The organism is Actinoplanes sp. NPDC049681, assembly GCF_044465265.1.
Lineage (GTDB): Bacteria > Actinomycetota > Actinomycetes > Mycobacteriales > Micromonosporaceae > Actinoplanes.
Map to the genome: position 1 here is coordinate 16,065 of NZ_JBITLP010000004.1, position 16,911 is coordinate 32,975.

The 16,911-nt window shown below is 69.8% G+C and carries 18 protein-coding genes; 10 read left to right on the forward strand and 8 right to left on the reverse strand.

The window, feature by feature from the left end:
- Positions 1-41 precede the first annotated feature (41 nt).
- Positions 42-674, forward strand: coding sequence for a GntR family transcriptional regulator (locus tag ACIBO8_RS14475; RefSeq protein ID WP_396116385.1), 633 nt, complete (start codon positions 42-44; stop codon positions 672-674).
- 138 nt (positions 675-812) lie between these two features.
- Here ACIBO8_RS14475 and ACIBO8_RS14480 read toward each other — a convergent pair whose 3' ends face one another.
- Both ACIBO8_RS14480 and ACIBO8_RS14485 read right to left on the reverse strand, forming a co-directional pair.
- Positions 813-1,466: an RES family NAD+ phosphorylase gene (locus ACIBO8_RS14480; RefSeq protein WP_396115665.1), complete on the reverse strand. Its 654-nt coding sequence runs from the start codon at positions 1,464-1,466 to the stop codon at positions 813-815.
- Positions 1,467-1,580: 114 nt separating this feature from the next.
- Positions 1,581-2,213 (reverse strand): hypothetical protein, encoded by a 633-nt coding sequence (locus ACIBO8_RS14485; RefSeq protein WP_396115666.1) that lies wholly within the window; start codon positions 2,211-2,213, stop codon positions 1,581-1,583.
- 767 nt (positions 2,214-2,980) lie between these two features.
- Between ACIBO8_RS14485 and ACIBO8_RS14490 the strand changes: the two genes are divergently transcribed.
- Positions 2,981-4,237 (forward strand): vWA domain-containing protein, encoded by a 1,257-nt coding sequence (locus tag ACIBO8_RS14490; protein WP_396115667.1) that lies wholly within the window; start codon positions 2,981-2,983, stop codon positions 4,235-4,237.
- A gap of 48 nt (positions 4,238-4,285) precedes the next feature.
- Here ACIBO8_RS14490 and ACIBO8_RS14495 read toward each other — a convergent pair whose 3' ends face one another.
- The gene (locus ACIBO8_RS14495; protein ID WP_396115668.1) at positions 4,286-4,513 is read right to left on the reverse strand and encodes a helix-turn-helix domain-containing protein; all 228 of its coding nucleotides are present in this window, start codon (positions 4,511-4,513) and stop codon (positions 4,286-4,288) included.
- Complete coding sequence (locus ACIBO8_RS14500; protein ID WP_396115669.1) at positions 4,513-5,124, reverse strand: DUF2975 domain-containing protein; 612 nt, start codon at positions 5,122-5,124, stop codon at positions 4,513-4,515. The genes ACIBO8_RS14495 and ACIBO8_RS14500 overlap by 1 nt, the downstream gene beginning before the upstream one ends.
- Before the next feature lie 70 nt (positions 5,125-5,194).
- Here ACIBO8_RS14500 and ACIBO8_RS14505 point away from each other — a divergent pair, with 70 nt between their 5' ends.
- Entirely contained in the window at positions 5,195-5,665 is a 471-nt protein-coding gene (locus ACIBO8_RS14505) for an SRPBCC family protein (protein WP_396115670.1), read from the forward strand.
- Complete coding sequence (locus ACIBO8_RS14510) at positions 5,662-6,096, forward strand: DUF6174 domain-containing protein (RefSeq protein ID WP_396115671.1); 435 nt, start codon at positions 5,662-5,664, stop codon at positions 6,094-6,096. Before ACIBO8_RS14505 ends, ACIBO8_RS14510 begins: the two co-directional genes overlap by 4 nt.
- On the opposite strand, the gene ACIBO8_RS14515 is transcribed toward ACIBO8_RS14510, so the two are convergent.
- Positions 6,093-7,172: an NAD-dependent epimerase/dehydratase family protein gene (locus ACIBO8_RS14515; protein WP_396115672.1), complete on the reverse strand. Its 1,080-nt coding sequence runs from the start codon at positions 7,170-7,172 to the stop codon at positions 6,093-6,095. The two genes, ACIBO8_RS14510 and ACIBO8_RS14515, sit on opposite strands and share 4 nt — an antisense overlap.
- A 60-nt stretch (positions 7,173-7,232) precedes the next feature.
- Between ACIBO8_RS14515 and ACIBO8_RS14520 the strand changes: the two genes are divergently transcribed.
- From ACIBO8_RS14520 to ACIBO8_RS14540, 5 genes are all read left to right on the forward strand, one after another.
- On the forward strand, positions 7,233-7,721 hold the full coding sequence (locus ACIBO8_RS14520) for a 2Fe-2S iron-sulfur cluster-binding protein (RefSeq protein WP_396115673.1): 489 nt from the start codon (positions 7,233-7,235) through the stop codon (positions 7,719-7,721).
- Entirely contained in the window at positions 7,718-8,701 is a 984-nt protein-coding gene (locus tag ACIBO8_RS14525) for an FAD binding domain-containing protein (protein ID WP_396115674.1), read from the forward strand. Before ACIBO8_RS14520 ends, ACIBO8_RS14525 begins: the two co-directional genes overlap by 4 nt.
- Entirely contained in the window at positions 8,698-10,776 is a 2,079-nt protein-coding gene (locus ACIBO8_RS14530; protein WP_396115675.1) for a xanthine dehydrogenase family protein molybdopterin-binding subunit, read from the forward strand. The genes ACIBO8_RS14525 and ACIBO8_RS14530 overlap by 4 nt, the downstream gene beginning before the upstream one ends.
- Before the next feature lie 239 nt (positions 10,777-11,015).
- Positions 11,016-11,765, forward strand: coding sequence for a GAF and ANTAR domain-containing protein (locus ACIBO8_RS14535; protein ID WP_396115676.1), 750 nt, complete (start codon positions 11,016-11,018; stop codon positions 11,763-11,765).
- Positions 11,752-12,900, forward strand: a complete 1,149-nt coding sequence (locus ACIBO8_RS14540) for a GAF domain-containing protein (protein WP_396115677.1) — start codon at positions 11,752-11,754, stop codon at positions 12,898-12,900. The genes ACIBO8_RS14535 and ACIBO8_RS14540 overlap by 14 nt, the downstream gene beginning before the upstream one ends.
- Here the strand turns inward: ACIBO8_RS14540 and ACIBO8_RS14545 are convergent.
- From ACIBO8_RS14545 to ACIBO8_RS14555, 3 genes are all read right to left on the reverse strand, one after another.
- A complete protein-coding gene (locus ACIBO8_RS14545) occupies positions 12,855-13,955 on the reverse strand; it encodes an STAS domain-containing protein (protein WP_396115678.1) in 1,101 nt (366 codons plus the stop codon). The two genes, ACIBO8_RS14540 and ACIBO8_RS14545, sit on opposite strands and share 46 nt — an antisense overlap.
- Positions 13,956-14,223: 268 nt before the next feature.
- Complete coding sequence (locus ACIBO8_RS14550; RefSeq protein ID WP_396115679.1) at positions 14,224-14,961, reverse strand: SDR family NAD(P)-dependent oxidoreductase; 738 nt, start codon at positions 14,959-14,961, stop codon at positions 14,224-14,226.
- A gap of 69 nt (positions 14,962-15,030) precedes the next feature.
- Entirely contained in the window at positions 15,031-15,381 is a 351-nt protein-coding gene (locus ACIBO8_RS14555) for an Lsr2 family protein (RefSeq protein WP_396115680.1), read from the reverse strand.
- Positions 15,382-15,689: 308 nt separating this feature from the next.
- Here ACIBO8_RS14555 and ACIBO8_RS14560 point away from each other — a divergent pair, with 308 nt between their 5' ends.
- The gene (locus tag ACIBO8_RS14560; RefSeq protein WP_396115681.1) at positions 15,690-16,778 is read left to right on the forward strand and encodes a cellulose binding domain-containing protein; all 1,089 of its coding nucleotides are present in this window, start codon (positions 15,690-15,692) and stop codon (positions 16,776-16,778) included.
- Positions 16,779-16,911 lie beyond the last annotated feature (133 nt).

The following is a 16,911-nucleotide window of genomic DNA, read 5'->3' on the forward strand; positions in this document are numbered from 1 at the left end:
ACGGCGCGGACCAGGCTGGTTGACTGAGATCCGTGACGACCATGGAGAAGCCCGGCTCCGCCGCGCGCGCGGCGGAGCAGCTGCGCGCCTCGATGATCAACGGAGAGCTGGCGCCCGGGACCCGCCTCGCCGAGGCATCGCTGACCGGCCCCCTCGGCGTCTCCCGCAACACCCTCCGCGAGGCGTTCTCCACGCTGATCGAGGAAGGCCTGCTGGTACGCCGTCCGCACCGAGGCGTCTTCGTGGCCACGCTCAGCCCGGCCCAGATCGCCGACATCTACCGCGTACGCGCCCTGCTCGAATGCTCGGCGCTCGCCCAGGCACCGGTGGATCCGCCGCGCGCGCAAGGCATGCGCGCCGCGGTGGCCGAGGCCGGGCGTGCCGCGGAGGCCGGGGATTGGCGCGGCGTGGGAACGGCGAACATGCATTTCCACGAGCAGATCGTGGCGCTCGCCGGCAGCCCGCGGCTGGACGGCTGGATGCGGCAGCTCACGGCGGAGCTCCGGCTGGCCTTCGCCGCGGCGCCGGACCCGCAGGCCCTGCACCGCCCGTTCGTGGCGATGAACGAGGACATCACGGCGCTCTACGAGGCGGGGGAGGCGGCACGCGCCTCGGAGGTGCTGCGCGAATACCTGCTGACTTCCGAACGCGTCGTCCTGGGCAACCTGCCCTAGCCGAACGGCGACCCTTGCCGCGTGGCGAACAATCTATTCATCGTCCATCCCTGGGGTGCGGGGCGGCACCGGACTGAGCTTCAGTCCCGGCGGTAGCGGTGCACGATCATGGCCCGGCAGGCGTGATTTTCGGCGTAGCTAAGATAACGCGGCGTTGTGCTCGCGAAGAACGTCATCGAGCAGCTTTCTTCCGGCGGTGCTGGTCAAGTCGAGGCTACTTCCCGATGCCGCGCGTATAGCTCCGCGCGCGCGACATCCGTTGCAGCCGGGAGTATCATCGAACAACACGAATGCCAGCCGGTCCTCATCATGGCGCGGTCGATAACGAAAACCCGCCACGCCAGGGCACCACATACGAAGCGCTTGAGCCCAGCGGCGTGTCATCACATATTGGTCTGCTTCGCATTTGGTGAGGTCGAGAGGTGCGCCGACCTGGTTCAGGGCTGCACCATGCAAGACGAGAACGCTCACGTCCCGAGTGATGTCAACCGCGGTCAGCGACCGCCCTGAGATTCGACTTCGCGGAACAAGGCGCGGTGAGCCGTTAATCGGCACATCTCTACAGATGGTCTCTGCGATCGCGGCCGCGGCGGTATCTCCGAGGTACGTGTACGCGTAGGAGCCGTCGAGTGAATCGAAGCGTCCGCCGTCCAGAATGCTCGGCTGCTTCTTCGGATTGAAGGCGTCGGCAGCATAACGATCCTGGTGTACCCGAAACAGTCGCGTGCCCTCATGCAATATATCGATGACCGGATCGCCGGGCGGGCTCGCTGGAGGCGGCGGGAGGCTCACTCTGCGTTCTGTTCCATCTCTGAGGCATGCCCGACCGAACCTTGCCGGAACGGTCCGATGACGGCTCTGCGAACCATGCTCTTGGTGTGGGTTTCCATCCGCAAGGTCGGACCCTTACGCATCGACAGCTCCGGTGCCGGCTGATTCGATCGATGGATGTAATCCTGCAAGAGTGAGTAAGTCGTTTTCTGAATCCGTGCCGAGTAGATCCATCGGCTTGGCGCCGGCCAGTCGTGGGTTTCGGGATACCCACCAGGACGCCACACCCCAAGGATCGTTGGCCGCGCCCAGGGCCAGATTGATTGCGGCTACCGTCGGCCGCAATCGAGCTGCGATCCGGTCCACCTGAAAAGCAGGAAACACGTATGAGCGCGCTAGTGGGCTCGGCAGCCCAAGCAGAGTACCTCGCTCGAAGAGACTCAGAACGGTGGCTCCCGACTCGCTGTCCGCAAGCCGGAGCGCCGTTGCAATGCTCGTCGTATCCAACATCTCCACCGTGAGAATGGCGCGCCGAGCCGATTCGGAGATAGCGGCGGTTTTCTCGCTGCTTCGCGGATCATTGAGGTTCGCAACGATCCGCTCGATCTCCTCTTCGTTCAAGCGCGCTTCCCGAAGGGTCGAGGCGATTTCCTCTACCTCGGCACGCTTGATGTGCAACACAAGGACGAACAAGCTGAGCACCGCATCGACGGGCAAAATATTCAGCACCCGGAACAGGGATGCCGACGAAAGCACCGGCTCGCCCATAGATCACCCCCTCTGCTACCTCGAAGGCTGCACCCAAGGCTACTCGGTCTACCTGCTTGCGGTCGACCGCCATACACCGTCGGGGGTCGCAGCCTTCGCCGCACTTCGATGGTGGTCGCGAGCGAGATCGCCGCGGTGAGCCAGCCCATTGAGGCGGAATCATGGAGGCCGCGGTGGAGCGCCGGAACAGCTGGGCACCGTGCACCACTCCTCGGATAACTGGCGGACACGAACGTCAACTACATTGATGCGACTGACCGTATCGTCATAGCCGCGACAGGCGTTCGTCCCTTCCTCGCCGGGATCCACCTATAGAACATGCGGCCACGAGGGCGTGGAAACCGTTGCTCTCGTCGGGGGCTCCCGTGTTCAGTCCGCGCATCGGCGTCCTAGCGGTGGACGAGCCGGGGCTCTCCCGCCCGGCGTACGGGAAGGTTCACGTGCACGGCGACGAGGCGCCCCCGGTCGTCACCGCGCGTGCCGGCATCGCGAACTCGCTATTCGCGCCGCCGGCGCCACCCACATCGGCGACTCCCCGGGCGGACAGGCCCTAGCCGAACGGCGGACCACGGGGGCCGAACGGCTTCCCCTCGCCGGGGTCGGGTGTTCGGCCGGTTCTCGCCGCCCCGCGCGTCTTCTGTCCACTTTGTAGGAGTTTGCACCCCTACGATGACGCCGTCGCGATCGCGACATCGTCCACGTAGGAGCAAATCTTGAACATTCTCGCCCGCCGAAGCGCGGTAACGCTCGGCGCCGCAATTGCTTTGGTGACAGCGGTCGCCGCACCGGCCGCCGCCACGGACCCCGGAGTCGAGCCGGCCTCCGTCACCCAGTCCTTGGACCCGGGCGCTTCTCTCGTGCTCACCAAAACGGTGCACACGCCGGCCATTCCCCCGAAGCCGGACGTCGTCCTCCTGGTGGACACCACCGGCTCCATGGGCGGGGCGATCGCGAACGTACGCGACAACCTGCACGCGGTCGTCACCAACGTACGGGCCAGCCAGCCGTCGGCGCAGTTCGCCGTGGCCTCCTACCGCGACGAGGACGACGGCGCCGAACTGTTCCGGGTGCGGCAGAACCTGACCGCCGACGAGGGCGCTGTGCAGACCGCGGTCGACTCCCTCGTCGCCGACGGCGGCGGCGACCTTCCCGAGGCGTGGGTGAACGGCCTCTTCCAGGTCAGCACGGGAGCTATCGACTACCGCGCCGACAGCAGCCGGATCGTGGTCGTGGTCGGCGACGCGCCCAGCCACGACCCGAGCGCCGGTCACACCCTCGATGCCGCCATCACCGAGCTCAAGAATGACAACACGCGCGTGGTTGCGGTAAACGTGAGCGGGCTCGACTCGGCGGGGCAGGCCACCGCGGTGGTGAACGAGACCGGCGGCTCGCTCGTGCCGGTCAGCTCCGACGGCGTGAGCGCGGCCATCCTCGCCGGCCTGCACGACCTCGACGTCACGGTCACCCACCAGGCCGTGTGTGACGACGGCCTGTCGGCGACGTTCGACGACGACGAGGTCACGCAGCCCAGCGGCACCGACGCCACCTTCAAGGAGACGCTGGCGGTGTCCGCCGGCGCCCCCCAGGGCGCGACCCTGCACTGCACGGTCACCTTCCAGCTCAACGGCGCCTCGGCCGGCGATGCCTTCGTCCAGCACGTCTCGATCAAGGTGAACGACGTCACGCCGCCGGTCGCCAGCTGCGTCCCGGGTACGAACCCGGCCGGCAACACGCCTGCCTCCACCAACCCGGACGGCTTCTACACCATCGGTTCGACCGACCTGATCGACACCGCCGTGGACGTGTACATCCACGACACCGCTAGCGCGGCCGTGTTCGGCCCGTACCCGAGCGGTACCCGGATCAAGCTGGTCCAGGCGCCCGGCGCCACCCCGAACGTCAAGCCGGGCACCGGAACGGTGGACTTCAAGGTCACGCTGAAGGGCGACGCCAGCATCGTCGGCATCGACGACGCGCACAACACCTCGGCCGCGGTGCTCTGCACGGTCCCGCCGAAGAAGTAACAACCAGCACGACCCGCAGGGGTGACTCCGTCCGGAGTCACCCCTGCGTCATGCCCGGTGCCGGACGCTGATCAGATCGCCGGGCTGGCAGTCGAGGGCGTCGCAGAGCGCCGTCAGGGTGCTGAAGCGGATGGCGCGGGCGCGGCCGTTCTTGAGGATCGACAGGTTGGCCAGTGTGAGGCCGATCTGCTCGGCCAGGTCGGTGAGGGTCATGCCGCGTTCGGCCAGCAGCTGGTCGATGTGGATGTCGACCCGGTGCTCCTCCTCGGGCGGCATCAGATGACCTCGTCGAGCTCGGCGCGCATGGCGCAGCCGTGCCGGACCACGGCGGCGAACGCCAGTACGGCGAAGCCCAGGGCCAGCCACCAGAAGTCGAACATCTCCTGGGCGGGACCCATGAAGGGGGAGGACGGGAACACGGAGTGGTAGAGCGCGTACGTCGCGCCTGCCCGGATGGCGTCGGCCAGGCCCCCGCCGACGAGAATGGTGATGCTCAGCTTGCGGATGCGGTCGGCCGTGTGCACGGTGAACGGGTCGCCGCGCAGGGCCGAGGCGACGATCCGGCGGGCCAGGACGGCTATGACGAGCCAGACGGCCGTGCTCAGCACGCCCTGGGCGAGGTTCTCCAAGGCGGTCTGCGCCGGCGTCGGGTCGGCGATCGTGACCGCAACATCGACGTCGACCCGATGGGCGAATGCCGGCTGCAGGGGGTCGGGAACCGGATTCAGCAGCGCATCGAACGGTGCCCAGAACCGGGCCGGGGTGCGCCCGCCGCCGATCCAGTTGGCGGCCGCGACGAGCAGGCCCAGGATGTCGCTGATGATGATGAGGGTCAGCAGGGCCCGGATCGGGCGCAGGGACCGCGAGGGGCGGGGCGAGGGCGGCACGGACGGACTCCTTATCGAGATTCGATATATCGAGTATCGATAAGAGATCGGGGCGTGTCAACATGGTCCGATGACCAGCAGCCAGGAAACCGACCGTGTCGTCAGCGCCGGCCGCGATGTCGCGGCGCCGGCGGACAAGATCTTCGAGCTCATCGCCGACCCGTCGTCGCAGCCCGGCTGGGACGGCAACGACAACCTGTCCGAGGCGGCCCCGAACCAGCGGGTCCACGCCGTCGGGGACGTCTTCGTCATGACGACCACGAAGGGCAACGTCCGCGAGAATCACGTGGTCGAGTTCGTCGAGGGCCGGCGTATCGCGTGGAAGCCTGCCGAGCCGGGCCAGGACACCCCCGGCCACCTGTGGCGATGGGACCTCGAGCCGATCGACTCCGCGCACACGCGCGTCACCCACACCTATGACTGGACGCGGCTGACCGACGAGCGTCGATTCCCTCGCGCGCGAGCGACCACGACGGAGAGTCTGCGGGCGTCGCTCGATCGCCTCGCCGCCCTGGCCGAAGGTTCCGCGGATCCGGCGTGACCAGGCGGACGCTGCTCGTGCTCGCGAGCGGGGCAGCCATGCTGGCGGCGGTGTTCTGGGCCATCGCCGCCAGCAAGCCCCTCACGTGGGTCGAGCCGCCGGCCTACGACTACTCGGTGCGGTTCCGGTGCGGCATGGAGTTTCCGCCCGGGCAGTACACGGTGACGGTGGCCGGTGGCGCGGTCAGCGGGGTCGTCGCCGACGACGCCTTCAGCCAGGAGGTCATGAGGGTGCGGAAGCTGCGGCCCGAGAACCTGCCGACCCTGGGCGACCTGGACGAGATCTACCGGAAGGCAAGGGACCACGGCGCGGACGTGGCGACGATCAGTCGGGATCACGCCGACGGACACCCGACCAGGATCCGGGTGGACTACCGCGACGAGTTCCTCGACGACGAATACTGCTTCGACATCGTCCGGTACCGCGCCTAGTACGGGTTTCCCGAGCCGGGCAGGCGGCCGCGAAGCACGCCGCCGAGGCGACCCGGGAGGTCCGCGCGCCCGGAGAGCGGCGGGCTGTCCGTGTGCGCGCGCTCGGCCATCCCCGTCACCAGCTCCTTCAGCGCGTGGACAGCGTCGGTGAGCGGGCGCCAGCCGAGCTCGGCCGCGATCCGGTCGCAGGACATGAGCGGCGCCTTCAGGCCGAGCTTCACCCAGCCGACGTCCACCGGCTGCAGGTGCAGGCGCCAGCTCAGGTCCGCGGCCCCGCGCAGCAGGAACCCCGGTACGGGCACCTCCCGGCCGTGGAAGGCCCGTGCGGCGACCGACGGGTCCAGCACCGGGCCGGCGGCCACGTTGAACGCGCCGCGTACGTCGGCTCGCAGGGCTCGGGCGTACGCGTCGGCCACGTCGTCGGCGTGCACCGCCTGGACCCGCAGGCCCGGGTGGGACGGGATGAGCGGGATGCGGCCGTACCGCAGGAGACGGGCCGGGAGCAGCGGCCCGGCGAAGTAGCGGCCGATCTCGGTGCCGACGTCCCGTTGGAAGATCAGGCCAGGGCGCAGCCGGACGATGCGCAGCGTCGGGTGGTCGGACTCGACGCGGTCCAGCATCGTCTCGACCAGCGCCTTGTGGCGGCTGTACGAGGAACCCTTCACCCCGGTCCTCGGGTACGCCTCCGTGACGTAAGCGTTCTTGGGCCCGGGGGCGTAGACGCCGACGGACGACGCGTAGACCAGCGCCGGTACGCCCGCCCGCAGCACACCCTCGGCGACGGCCCGGCTGCCGAGCACGTTCGTGCGGTGGAGCCGGCGCTGGTCGTGGCTCGGCTGGATCTGCCACGCCAGGTGCACGACGGCGTCGGCGCCACGGAACACCTCGGTCAGGTGGCGGGCGGCGTCCGGTGCCCCGATGTCGCAGGAGTGCCATTCCACCGCGTCGTAGGGGGCGGCTTCCGTGCCCGGTAGCCGGCGTACCACCCCGGCGAGCTCCATGTCCGGTTCGTTGCGCAGCCGGCGCAGCAGGGCCGTGCCGGCGTTACCGGTCGCTCCGACGATCACCACTCGCATACCGAAGGCGTACCCGGACGGCCGGAGATTGAACCTGGAGGACCCGGGTAGCAAACGGTCATGGATCTCGTCGTCAACGGAGTCGGCCACACCCTGGACATCGACCCGCGGACCACCCTGCTGGACGCCCTGCGCGAGCATCTGGGCCTGTCCGGCGCCAAGAAGGGCTGTGACCACGGGCAGTGCGGCGCCTGCACGGTGCTGCTGGACGGGCGCCGGGTGAACAGCTGCCTGGTGCTCGCTATCAGTCAGCAGGATGCGCAGGTGACGACGGTCGAGGGGCTGGGCACCGAGGAGGAGCCGCACCCGCTGCAGCGGGCGTTCGTCGACCATGACGGCCTCCAGTGCGGCTACTGCACGCCGGGGCAGATCTGCTCCGCTGCCGGGATGCTGGACGAGGTGGCCCGCGGCTGGCCCAGCGCCGTCACGGGCGACGGCGAGGTGACCCTCGACGACGCGGAGATCCGCGAGCGGATGAGCGGGAACCTGTGCCGGTGCGGGGCGTACGCCAACATCGTCCCGGCGATCGCCGAGGCGGCCGGCCGGTGAAGACGTTCACGTACACGGCCGCGACGGATGTCGCCTCCGCGGTCGCCGCGTCCGCCGGGGGTGCCACGGTTCTCGCGGGCGGCACGAACCTGGTCGACCTCATGAAGCTCGGCGTCGCCACCCCGGACGAGCTCGTCGACATCAACCGGCTGCCGCTGCGCGACGTCACCGAGCTGCCGGGTGGCGGGCTGCGCATCGGTGCGGGCGTACGCAACAGCGATCTCGCCGCCCATCCGATCGTGCGGCGGGACTACCCGGTGCTGAGCCAGGCGTTGCTGGCCGGGGCGTCGGGACAGCTGCGCAACATGGCGACCACCGGCGGGAACCTGCTGCAGCGCACCCGGTGCCGTTACTTCATGGACATGAGCAAGCCGTGCAACAAACACGCGCCGGGCAGCGGCTGCCCGGCGCGCGACGGCGATCATCGCAACCTGGCGGTCCTCGGTGCCTCGGAGCACTGCATCGCCACGCATCCCTCCGACATGGCGGTCGCGCTGGCCGCGCTCGACGCCACCGTACGGGTGAGCGGGCCCGACGGCGAACGGGACGTCCCGGTGACCGAGCTGCACCGGCTGCCCGGCGACACCCCGGAGGCCGACACGGTGCTGCATCCCGGTGAGCTGATCGTGGCCGTGGAGCTGCCGGCGCTCGGGTTCGGGCGCGTGTCGGCGTACCGAAAAGCGCGTGACCGGGCTTCCTATGCCTTCGCCGTGGGCTCCGTCGCCGCGGCGGTGCAGGCCGAGGCGGGGGTGGTGCGGGACGTCCGGCTGGCGTTCGGGGCGGTCGCCCACAAACCGTGGCGGGCGTACGCGGCGGAGGATGCGCTCCGCGGACAGCCGGCCACCCGCGACTCGTTCCTGGCGGCGGCCGACGTGGAGCTCGCCGCCGCGGAGCCGCTGCGGGACAACGCGTACAAGATTCCGCTGATCCGTAATCTGGTCGCGGCGACGCTGGCGCGGCTGACGGGGGAGACCTCATGACCGGGACGGTGCAGAGCGAGGTCGGGCGGCCGATCGGCCGGATCGAAGGACTTGCCAAGGTCACCGGCGCGGCCCGGTACGCCGCCGAATACCCGCTCGAGGACGCCGCGTACGCGTGGGTCGTGCAGTCCCCGGTCGCCCGCGGGATCCTGTCCTCGGTGGTCGTGGACCCCATGGCCGAGGCGGACGACATGCTCGCCGTCCTCTGGCACGGCAATGCTCCGCGCCTCGCCGAGCCGGACGATCCCGAGCTGGCCGTGCTGCAGTCCGAGCGGATCAGCTACCGCGGTCAGGCGCTCGCGCTGGTGGTCGCCCGCACGCTGGAGGCCGCCCGTCGCGTCGCCCAGATCGTCAGCCTGGACATCGCGGAGGAGCCGCACGACGCCCTGCTGCGCGAGGACCATCCGGAGCTCTACACGCCGGAGACGGTCAACCCGGCTTTCCCCGCGGTCACCGACTCCGGCGACGTGGACGCGGCGTTCGCGGCCGCGCCGATCACTGTGGACGTGCGCTACGCGACTCCCGCGCTGCACAACAATCCCATGGAACCGCATGCGACGAGCGCGCTCTGGCAGGGCGACGACCTCGTCTTGTACGACTCCAACCAGCACCCGTCAGGCGTCGCGGCGGCCGTCGGCGCGGTCTTCGGCCTGCCACCCGAGCGCGTCCACGTCATCACCGAGCACGTCGGCGGCGGTTTCGGGTCGAAGGGCTCCGCCCGGCCCAACGCCGTGCTCGCCGCCATGGCCGCCCGGGTGGTCGGCCGCCCGGTCAAGCTGGCGTTGCCACGGCAGGCGCTGTTCAGCATGGTCGGCTACCGGACCCCGACGCTGCAGCGCATCCGCCTGGGGGCGGAGCGGGACGGCACGCTCACGGCGATCGACCACCAGGCGGTGGAACAGACATCAAGGCTTTACGAGTACGCCGAGCAGACCACCGTCACGACCCGGCACATGTACGCGGCCGCGAACCGCCGTACCGGGCACCGCCTGGTCCGCCTCGACATGCCGACCCCGCGCTGGATGCGGGCACCCGGCGAGGCGCCCGGCATGGCCGCCCTCGAATGCGCGATGGACGAGCTCGCCACCGAACTCGGCATGGACCCGATCGAGCTGCGGATCCGCAACGAGCCGCGGGCCGAACCGGAGAGCGGGGTGCCGTTCACCAGCCGCAACTACATCGCCTGCCTGCGCGAGGGCGCCCGGCGTTTCGGCTGGGCGGATCGCGATCCGCTGCCCCGGCGCCGGCGGGAGGGCTCGTGGTGGATCGGTACGGGCGTCGCCGGTGCCAGCTATCCGACGATGGCCCAGCCGTCCGTGGCACGCGTACGCCTGGTGCCGGACGGCACGGCCGAGGTGGCGATCGCGGCAGCGGACATCGGGACGGGCGCCCGGACGATCCTCACCCAGATCGCGGCGGACGAGCTCGGCCTGCCCATCGAACGGGTACGCGTGCGGATCGGCGACAGCACGCTTCCCAAGGCCTCGGTGGCGGGCGGCTCGTCGGGCAGCGCTTCCTGGGGCTGGGCGATCACCGGCGCCTGCCGCGAGCTGCGCGAATCGGGCCGCGACGAGGTGACCTTCGACAGCACGGAACTGGTCCAGCGCCAGGAGAAGGAGGGCAAGCACGCCTACGGGGCCCACTTCGCCGAGGTCCGCGTCGACGCCGACACGGGCGAGGTCCGGGTCTCCCGCCTCTTCGGCATGTACGCCGTCGGCCGTGTCCTGAATCCCCGCACGGCTCGCAGCCAGTTCATCGGCGGAATGACCATGGGCATGGGCATGGCGCTGCACGAGGAGGGCGTCCTCGACCCTGCGACGGGTGACTGGGTCAATCACGACCTCGCGGAGTATCACGTGCCGGCGCACGCGGACGTGGAGTGGATCGACGCGGCGTGGCTGGACGAACGGGACGACGCGGTGAACCCGATGGGCAGCAAGGGCATCGGGGAGATCGGCATCGTCGGTTCCCCGGCGGCGATCGTGAACGCGGTCTGGCACGCCACCGGCGTCCGCGTCCGCGACTTCCCCGTACGCCTCGACAAGCTCCTGCCCCACCTCCACGACCTCTCGTGACTCCCGGCACGGGGTTCGCAGGCGGGTGCATCTCCCGTGTAGGTGAGCGGGCCCTGCGAGGTTGAGCCCCGCCCGGGGCGTAGGGTGGTGGGTATCTGCCGTATCCGGTGGTGCACTCGGTGGGATGCCAGCAGCATGTGGCGCTGGGTTTGAACTCGGGTGGACGCTCGGGGCAGGGTCGGAGGTTCCCGTCATGGTGAACCAGCGCACGCAGTTCTTCGGGGTCTGCCGTGATCGGTGTGGATGACGCCGACCGTCGAGTACGGGTACAGCAACTGATGGCCGAGTACGGCCCTGATGTGGACGGCCTGTGTAATGCCTGCTTGCCCGGTCTTGCGGGGATCGGTGGCGGGGGTGTGACGGTGATGACCTCGGACATGCAGCAGGTGCGTTATGCCAGTGATCCGGTCAGTGCCCGGGTGGAGCAGCTGCAGTTCCTGCTCGGAGAGGGGCCGTGCCGCGACGCCTACACCGGGGCGGGTCCGGTGCTGGCCGAGGATCTGCGGGCGCCGGTGTGGCGGCAGCAGTGGCCGGCGTTCGCCCCGGCGGCGGTGCTGGCCGGAGCCGAGGCGGTGTTCGCGTTGCCGTTGCGCGTGGACGGTTCGCGGATCGGCGTCTTGGACCTGTACCGCGACACGGCGGGCGGGTTGACCGAGCAGACCCTGACGGACGCATTGATCATGGCGGACGCGGTCACCGAACTGCTCCTCGCCGAAACGTTGACGGACTGTGACGACGGCAGTCCGCTGCTCGCCGACGGCCGCGGCGAGCATCTGCTGCAGCGCGCGGCGGTGCACCAGGCAACCGGGATGATCAGTGTGCAGCTGGCGGTGCCGGTCGAGCACGCGCTTGCGCGGCTTCGTGCCCATGCTTTCGCGACCGGGCGTGAGCTGGATGAGGTGGCCGCCGATGTGCTGGCGCGGCGGCTGCGGTTCAACGACCTGGACGACGATGGGACAGGGCAGGTGAGTACCGGTGAACGCAGCTGACGATCCGGCGATGATGGACTTGCTGGTGGAGGTGTCCGACACACTGGTCGCCGACCTGGAAACCGACGCTCTCCTGCAGTGGGTCACCGAGCGGGGCGTGCAGCTACTCTCCGCGCAGGTGGCGGGGATCGTGCTGGCCGATGCGCGGGGCGTGCTGCGGCTGCTGGCGGCGGCACCCGAGTACACCGAGCAGGCCAAGTTGTTCGAGGCCCCGTCAGCACCGCCGCACTGGTGTTTCGCCACCGGTGAGACGCTGGTCGACGCCGATCTCGACGATCCGGACCCGCGATGGGCGGTCTTCGCCGAGCAGGCCCGCGCCGACGGGTTCCGGTCGGTCGCGGCCGTGCCGATGCGGATCCGCGGCGAGATCATCGGGACGTTCAGTGTGCTGCGGGACCGGGCCGGCCCGTTCTCCGCCGAACAGCTGCGGCTGACGCAAGCGCTGGCAAACCTGGCCACCGTCGGCCTGCTGGTGAAGCGTGACACCGGCTACCGCACGGTGCTGGCCGCCCGGTCCCAGCACATTCTCATGGGGCGGGTGGCCGTCGAACGGGCCCGCGGCATCCTGGCCGAACTGCTCGACACCGACACCGACACCGCCCTGCAGGAGCTCCGCCGCCATGCCATGCGGACCGAGCGGGAACTGCGGGCGACCGCCATCGAGGTGGTCCGCCGGCTGCCCACGGCCGGCCGAGGCATCAGCACCGTACCGGTCCTGCTGGTGCAGGCGATCACCATGACGTCGCCGCTGGCCCCGCTCCGCGACCTGGTCCGGCAGAGGTTGAGCACCGGGGGACTGTCCGGCTCCGCCCTCGACAGCTTCCTGCTTGCCATCCACGAGGCCGCCGTGAACGCCCAGCAACATGCCGGCGGTGGCTGGCTGTGGCTGTGGCGCCACAACGGCAGCGTGTGGTGCGAGATCAGCGACCGCGGTCCCGGCCTGCCCGCCGGCTTCACGATCCCGGATGGATCGCAGGACATCCGCCGCCAGCATGCGGGCCTGTGGCTGATCCGACGCATCTGCCCCGATCTGCGAATGACCAGCAGCACCAGCGGAACACGCTTGCTCCTGCGCCGGTCGTTGCCCGCTCACTCCAGCGGGTCGCCGTTCGCCGATTCCGGCGCCGCGGGATAGCCGAACAGCGCCGCCGTGTCGGTGAGCAGCATCAGAGTACGTACGGCGTCCGAGGCTGCGACCATCCGCATCTGCCGGCCGTCGCTCGTGGCCCGTTGCCACAGGTCGAGCAGGAGCCGCAACCCGGCGACATCGCAGAACCAGAGTCCGGACAGATCCCACTCGACCACGAGTGCCGGCTCGTCGAGGACCTCGGCCAGTCGCCCGGCGAGTGCCGGATCCACCGGTCTGGTCAGCTCCCCGTCGATCGCCACCGGCACCACGTCGCCGACGGGTGGACCCACCGTGACGCGCACGGCGGTACCGGGGTCCGGCCCGATCTCGTCGATCACCTGCAGCGCGGCCGTGGACAGCGACTCTCCCGCCGCAACGGCGCGGGCCCGCAACATCCGGTGCGCCTGGGCGGCATCGCACCCGGCATCGGCCATCAGCATCCCGACCGCCCGCTGGATCGCGACCCGAAGCTGCAACGCCAGCCCGAGCCCGTTGAGCAACTGCAGAGTTCCGGCGTTTCCGTGCGCGCCGAAGCTATCCGCCGGTATCCGCTCCGTGACGAAGACGTCACGCACTGCGGCGCTCAACGCGGTCAAGGCTGAAGCCCTTCGACCGTAGAGATTCAGCACCGCCACCGCAGTTCCCCGACCGGCGAACAACGGCACCGAGACCGACGCCTGCAAACCAAGCTCGGCGGCCTGCTCACGAAATCGCGGCCAGGACATCGTCGAGGCCGGAATGTCGGGTACCCCCACCGGCGCGGCCGTCTGCTCGGCCTGGACACACGGGCCGGCAGCCTCGGCATGCTGAGCATCGTCCACCGCCCGGGCAAGGTCACTACTGGCCGCCACGGTGGTGTATCCGTCACCGCGCCACGCCGTGATCGACGCGTAGTCGACACCGTCGATCATCTCGGCGGCGGCCGCCGCGATCCTGATCAGGAAGGCGTCGACCACAGCATCGGCGTCATCCGGCACCTCCGCCAAGGACACCAGATCATCGGCCAGCGGCCCCCACGGCGTACGGCGCGGAGAACCCGGCACTCCGTCGGGACCAGTCATCCCATCGACCGCCTATCACGACCCATGCCGATACCGTACGACGTGCCCCGCACAACAACCGCATTACCCGCGGGGTGCCGGTGACGGCTGAGTACAACCTGCCCGGTGGCCGTGGCGCGGCAACGCCCCGATTCGCGAGGGCTGAATCGGCGCGGCGCCCGCCGGCACGTGCCGACAACTGCCACCCTGCGCCGACCGCCGGACCCGTCGACGGCCCGCTTCTGACAGTCGATCCGGGAGGAAAGCCCAGGCACTTACGAGACGGCGCTCAGGAGTGCCGGGCGGCCTTTCCCGCGTACATCCGGTCGGTGACACCGGGCATGGCGGCGGCCGCGAGCATCGAGGCGCGGTAGCGCCCGGGCACCACGATGCGCCGCCGCGGCCGGCGTAGCGCGCGCTCGACGGCGTCGACGACGATCTCCGGGCCGGGCAGGCGATCGGCGTGCCGCGCGTTCATCTCGGTGCCGATGCGTCCCGGCTCGATCAGCGATACGCCGATCCCGGTGCCCGCCAGCTCGCGCCGGACGGAGTCGGTCATGCCGCGCAGGGCGAACTTCGTCGCGGAGTACGCGCCTCCGATGCCGACCTCCCCGGCGACCGACCCGATGTTGACGATGGCGCCGGACCCGGCAGCCCGCATCCCCGGAACCACCGCCCGCATGAGGCGGATCGGGGCCAGCAGGTTGACGTCGACCATCGCGGTCAGCGTCGCGTCGTCGATGAGAACGGTGTCCGGCCCGCCCAGCCCGGCGTTGTTGATCAGGACGTCGATCCTGCCCGTGACGTCGTGGGCGGCGGCGACCAGTGCCTCGACGGCCGCCGGTTCCCGCAGGTCGGTGGGGACGGGCCGGGCGGTGCCGCCGTTAGCCTCGATCTCGGCGGCGACGGCGGCGAGTTCCTCGGCCCGGCGGGCGGCGAGCACCACGGTGGTGCCGGGGCGGCCGAGCCGCACGGCGGTCGCGCGGCCGATCCCGCTCGATGCTCCGGTCACGATGACGACGCGCAATGGTCCTCCCTACGGATACGACAAAACGGCGTCGCCGGCCGGCGACGCCGTTTCGCGGTCGGGGAGAATCTATCGCCTGCTGTGGTACGCCTCGACGATGGAGCTCGGGATGCGGCCGCGCTCGGACACCTCGTATCCGTTCTTGCCGGCCCACTCGCGAATGGCCTGATTCTGGTCCCGGGTGGCCCGGCCGGTGCTCGCCGGTGCGGAGCCGCGCCGGGCCTGACGGGCCTCGGCGCCGCTGCGTCCGACGCGGGTGGCGACCGAAAGGTACGGGTCCAAAGCCTTCCGCAGCTTGCCGGCGTTCTTCTCCGACAGGTCGATCGTGTAGTTCACCCCGTCGAGTCCGAATTCGACAGTGCGATCGGCCTCGCCGCCGTCGAGGTCGTCGGTGAGAAGGGTGATTACCTGCTTGGCCATGATGTGGTCGCTCCTACAGCGGTGCCAATGTCTGTCTCATAATTGCGCCTTTTCATTCTGGCGGTCGGCCGGTGCCGAGGCAAATTGTCGCCCGCGCATGTCGCGATCGGATCCGGTGAAATCGCCCGCACCGCAGCCCGCGGAAGTGTCGGAAAAGCGATGCGGCGCGGACGCCGGCGCCGGCCGGCAAGGACAACTTCTCGAAACTTCTCCGCAACACTTCTCAGATGTGTCGATGTGTTGTACGTTGCTTGGGAGCGCTCCCAACCGCCCCTTCCCCCGGGGCATCCCCCCACCTAGGAGCTTTCATGAGACGTGCCACCCGCGCCGTCGTCGCAGCCGCCCTGCTGGCCGCGAGCGGAGTGACGACATTCGTCCTGGCCGGTCCCGCGCAGGCCGACACACAGATTTGCGAGCAGTACGGATCCACCACGATCGGCGGCCGATACGTGGTGATGAACAACCGCTGGGGCACCTCCGCGGAGCAGTGCATCAATGTCACCGGGACCGGATTCGCCATCACCAGTCAGCAAGGCGTCGGCAGCACCAGTGGCGCGCCGGTGTCGTACCCGGCCGTCTACTACGGCTGCCATTACACGAACTGTTCGCCGGGCACGAATCTGCCGCGGCAACTGAGCGCGATCAGCAGTGTGACCAGCAGTATCACGTACAAGTACGTGAGCGGGGCGACGTACGACGCCGCGTACGACATCTGGCTCGACCCGGCGCCGAAGACCGACGGCGTCAACGCCATGGAGATCATGATCTGGTTCAACCGGCAGGGCTCGATCCAGCCGATCGGCTCACCGGTGGGCACCACGACGATCGGCGGCCGCAGCTGGGAGGTCTGGCGCGGCAGCAACGGCTCGAACAACGTCATCTCGTACGTGGCGCCGTCGCCGGTGACCGCCTGGAGCTTCAGCGTCCTGGACTTCATCAACGACACGAAGAACCGCGGCGCGATCACCAGCTCGTGGTACCTGACCAGCATCCAGGCCGGCTTCGAGCCGTGGATCGGCGGCACGGGCCTGGCCGTGGCCGACTTCTCGGCCGAGGTCAACGGCGGCAGCGCCCCGCCGCCCTCCGCCTCCTGCCGGGTCACGTACGCCGCGGACAGCTGGAACAACGGCTTCGTGGCCACCGTGACGGTGACCAATACGGGCAGCAGTCCGATCGACGGCTGGACGCTCGGCTTTACCCTTCCCGGCGGCCAGGCCGTCACCAGCTCCTGGAACGCGGCGCTGACCGGCTCGAGCGGCGCGATCACCGCCCGGAACGTGGCCTACAACGGGAGCCTGCCGGCCGGTGGCAGCACGTCGTTCGGCTTCCAGGGCACGCTCAGCGGCGCCTACTCGGCTCCGTCGGCCTTCACTCTCAACGGATCGACCTGCGCCTGAAACTCACTCTGAAAGCCCCGCCCCGTCGCCGATCAACCCGGCGGCGGGGCGGCCGGCGCATCAAGAAGCGGACCCAGGGCAAGCCGGCGCGGGGCCTGCGCCGAATGCAGGCCAGGCGCGCGGCCAAGCCAAG

What these genes read in the sequence shown, in the direction of transcription:
- ACIBO8_RS14545 (WP_396115678.1), bottom strand. Translation starts at nt 13,955, where the DNA reads ATGACTGGTCCCGACGGAGTGCCGGGTTCTCCGCGCCGTACGCCGTGG.
- ACIBO8_RS14515 (WP_396115672.1), bottom strand. Translation starts at nt 7,172, where the DNA reads ATGCGAGTGGTGATCGTCGGAGCGACCGGTAACGCCGGCACGGCCCTG.
- ACIBO8_RS14475 (WP_396116385.1), top strand. Translation starts at nt 42, where the DNA reads ATGGAGAAGCCCGGCTCCGCCGCGCGCGCGGCGGAGCAGCTGCGCGCC.
- ACIBO8_RS14555 (WP_396115680.1), bottom strand. Translation starts at nt 15,381, where the DNA reads ATGGCCAAGCAGGTAATCACCCTTCTCACCGACGACCTCGACGGCGGC.
- ACIBO8_RS14560 (WP_396115681.1), top strand. Translation starts at nt 15,690, where the DNA reads ATGAGACGTGCCACCCGCGCCGTCGTCGCAGCCGCCCTGCTGGCCGCG.
- ACIBO8_RS14520 (WP_396115673.1), top strand. Translation starts at nt 7,233, where the DNA reads ATGGATCTCGTCGTCAACGGAGTCGGCCACACCCTGGACATCGACCCG.
- ACIBO8_RS14495 (WP_396115668.1), bottom strand. Translation starts at nt 4,513, where the DNA reads ATGCCGCCCGAGGAGGAGCACCGGGTCGACATCCACATCGACCAGCTG.
- ACIBO8_RS14505 (WP_396115670.1), top strand. Translation starts at nt 5,195, where the DNA reads ATGACCAGCAGCCAGGAAACCGACCGTGTCGTCAGCGCCGGCCGCGAT.
- ACIBO8_RS14530 (WP_396115675.1), top strand. Translation starts at nt 8,698, where the DNA reads ATGACCGGGACGGTGCAGAGCGAGGTCGGGCGGCCGATCGGCCGGATC.
- ACIBO8_RS14485 (WP_396115666.1), bottom strand. Translation starts at nt 2,213, where the DNA reads ATGGGCGAGCCGGTGCTTTCGTCGGCATCCCTGTTCCGGGTGCTGAAT.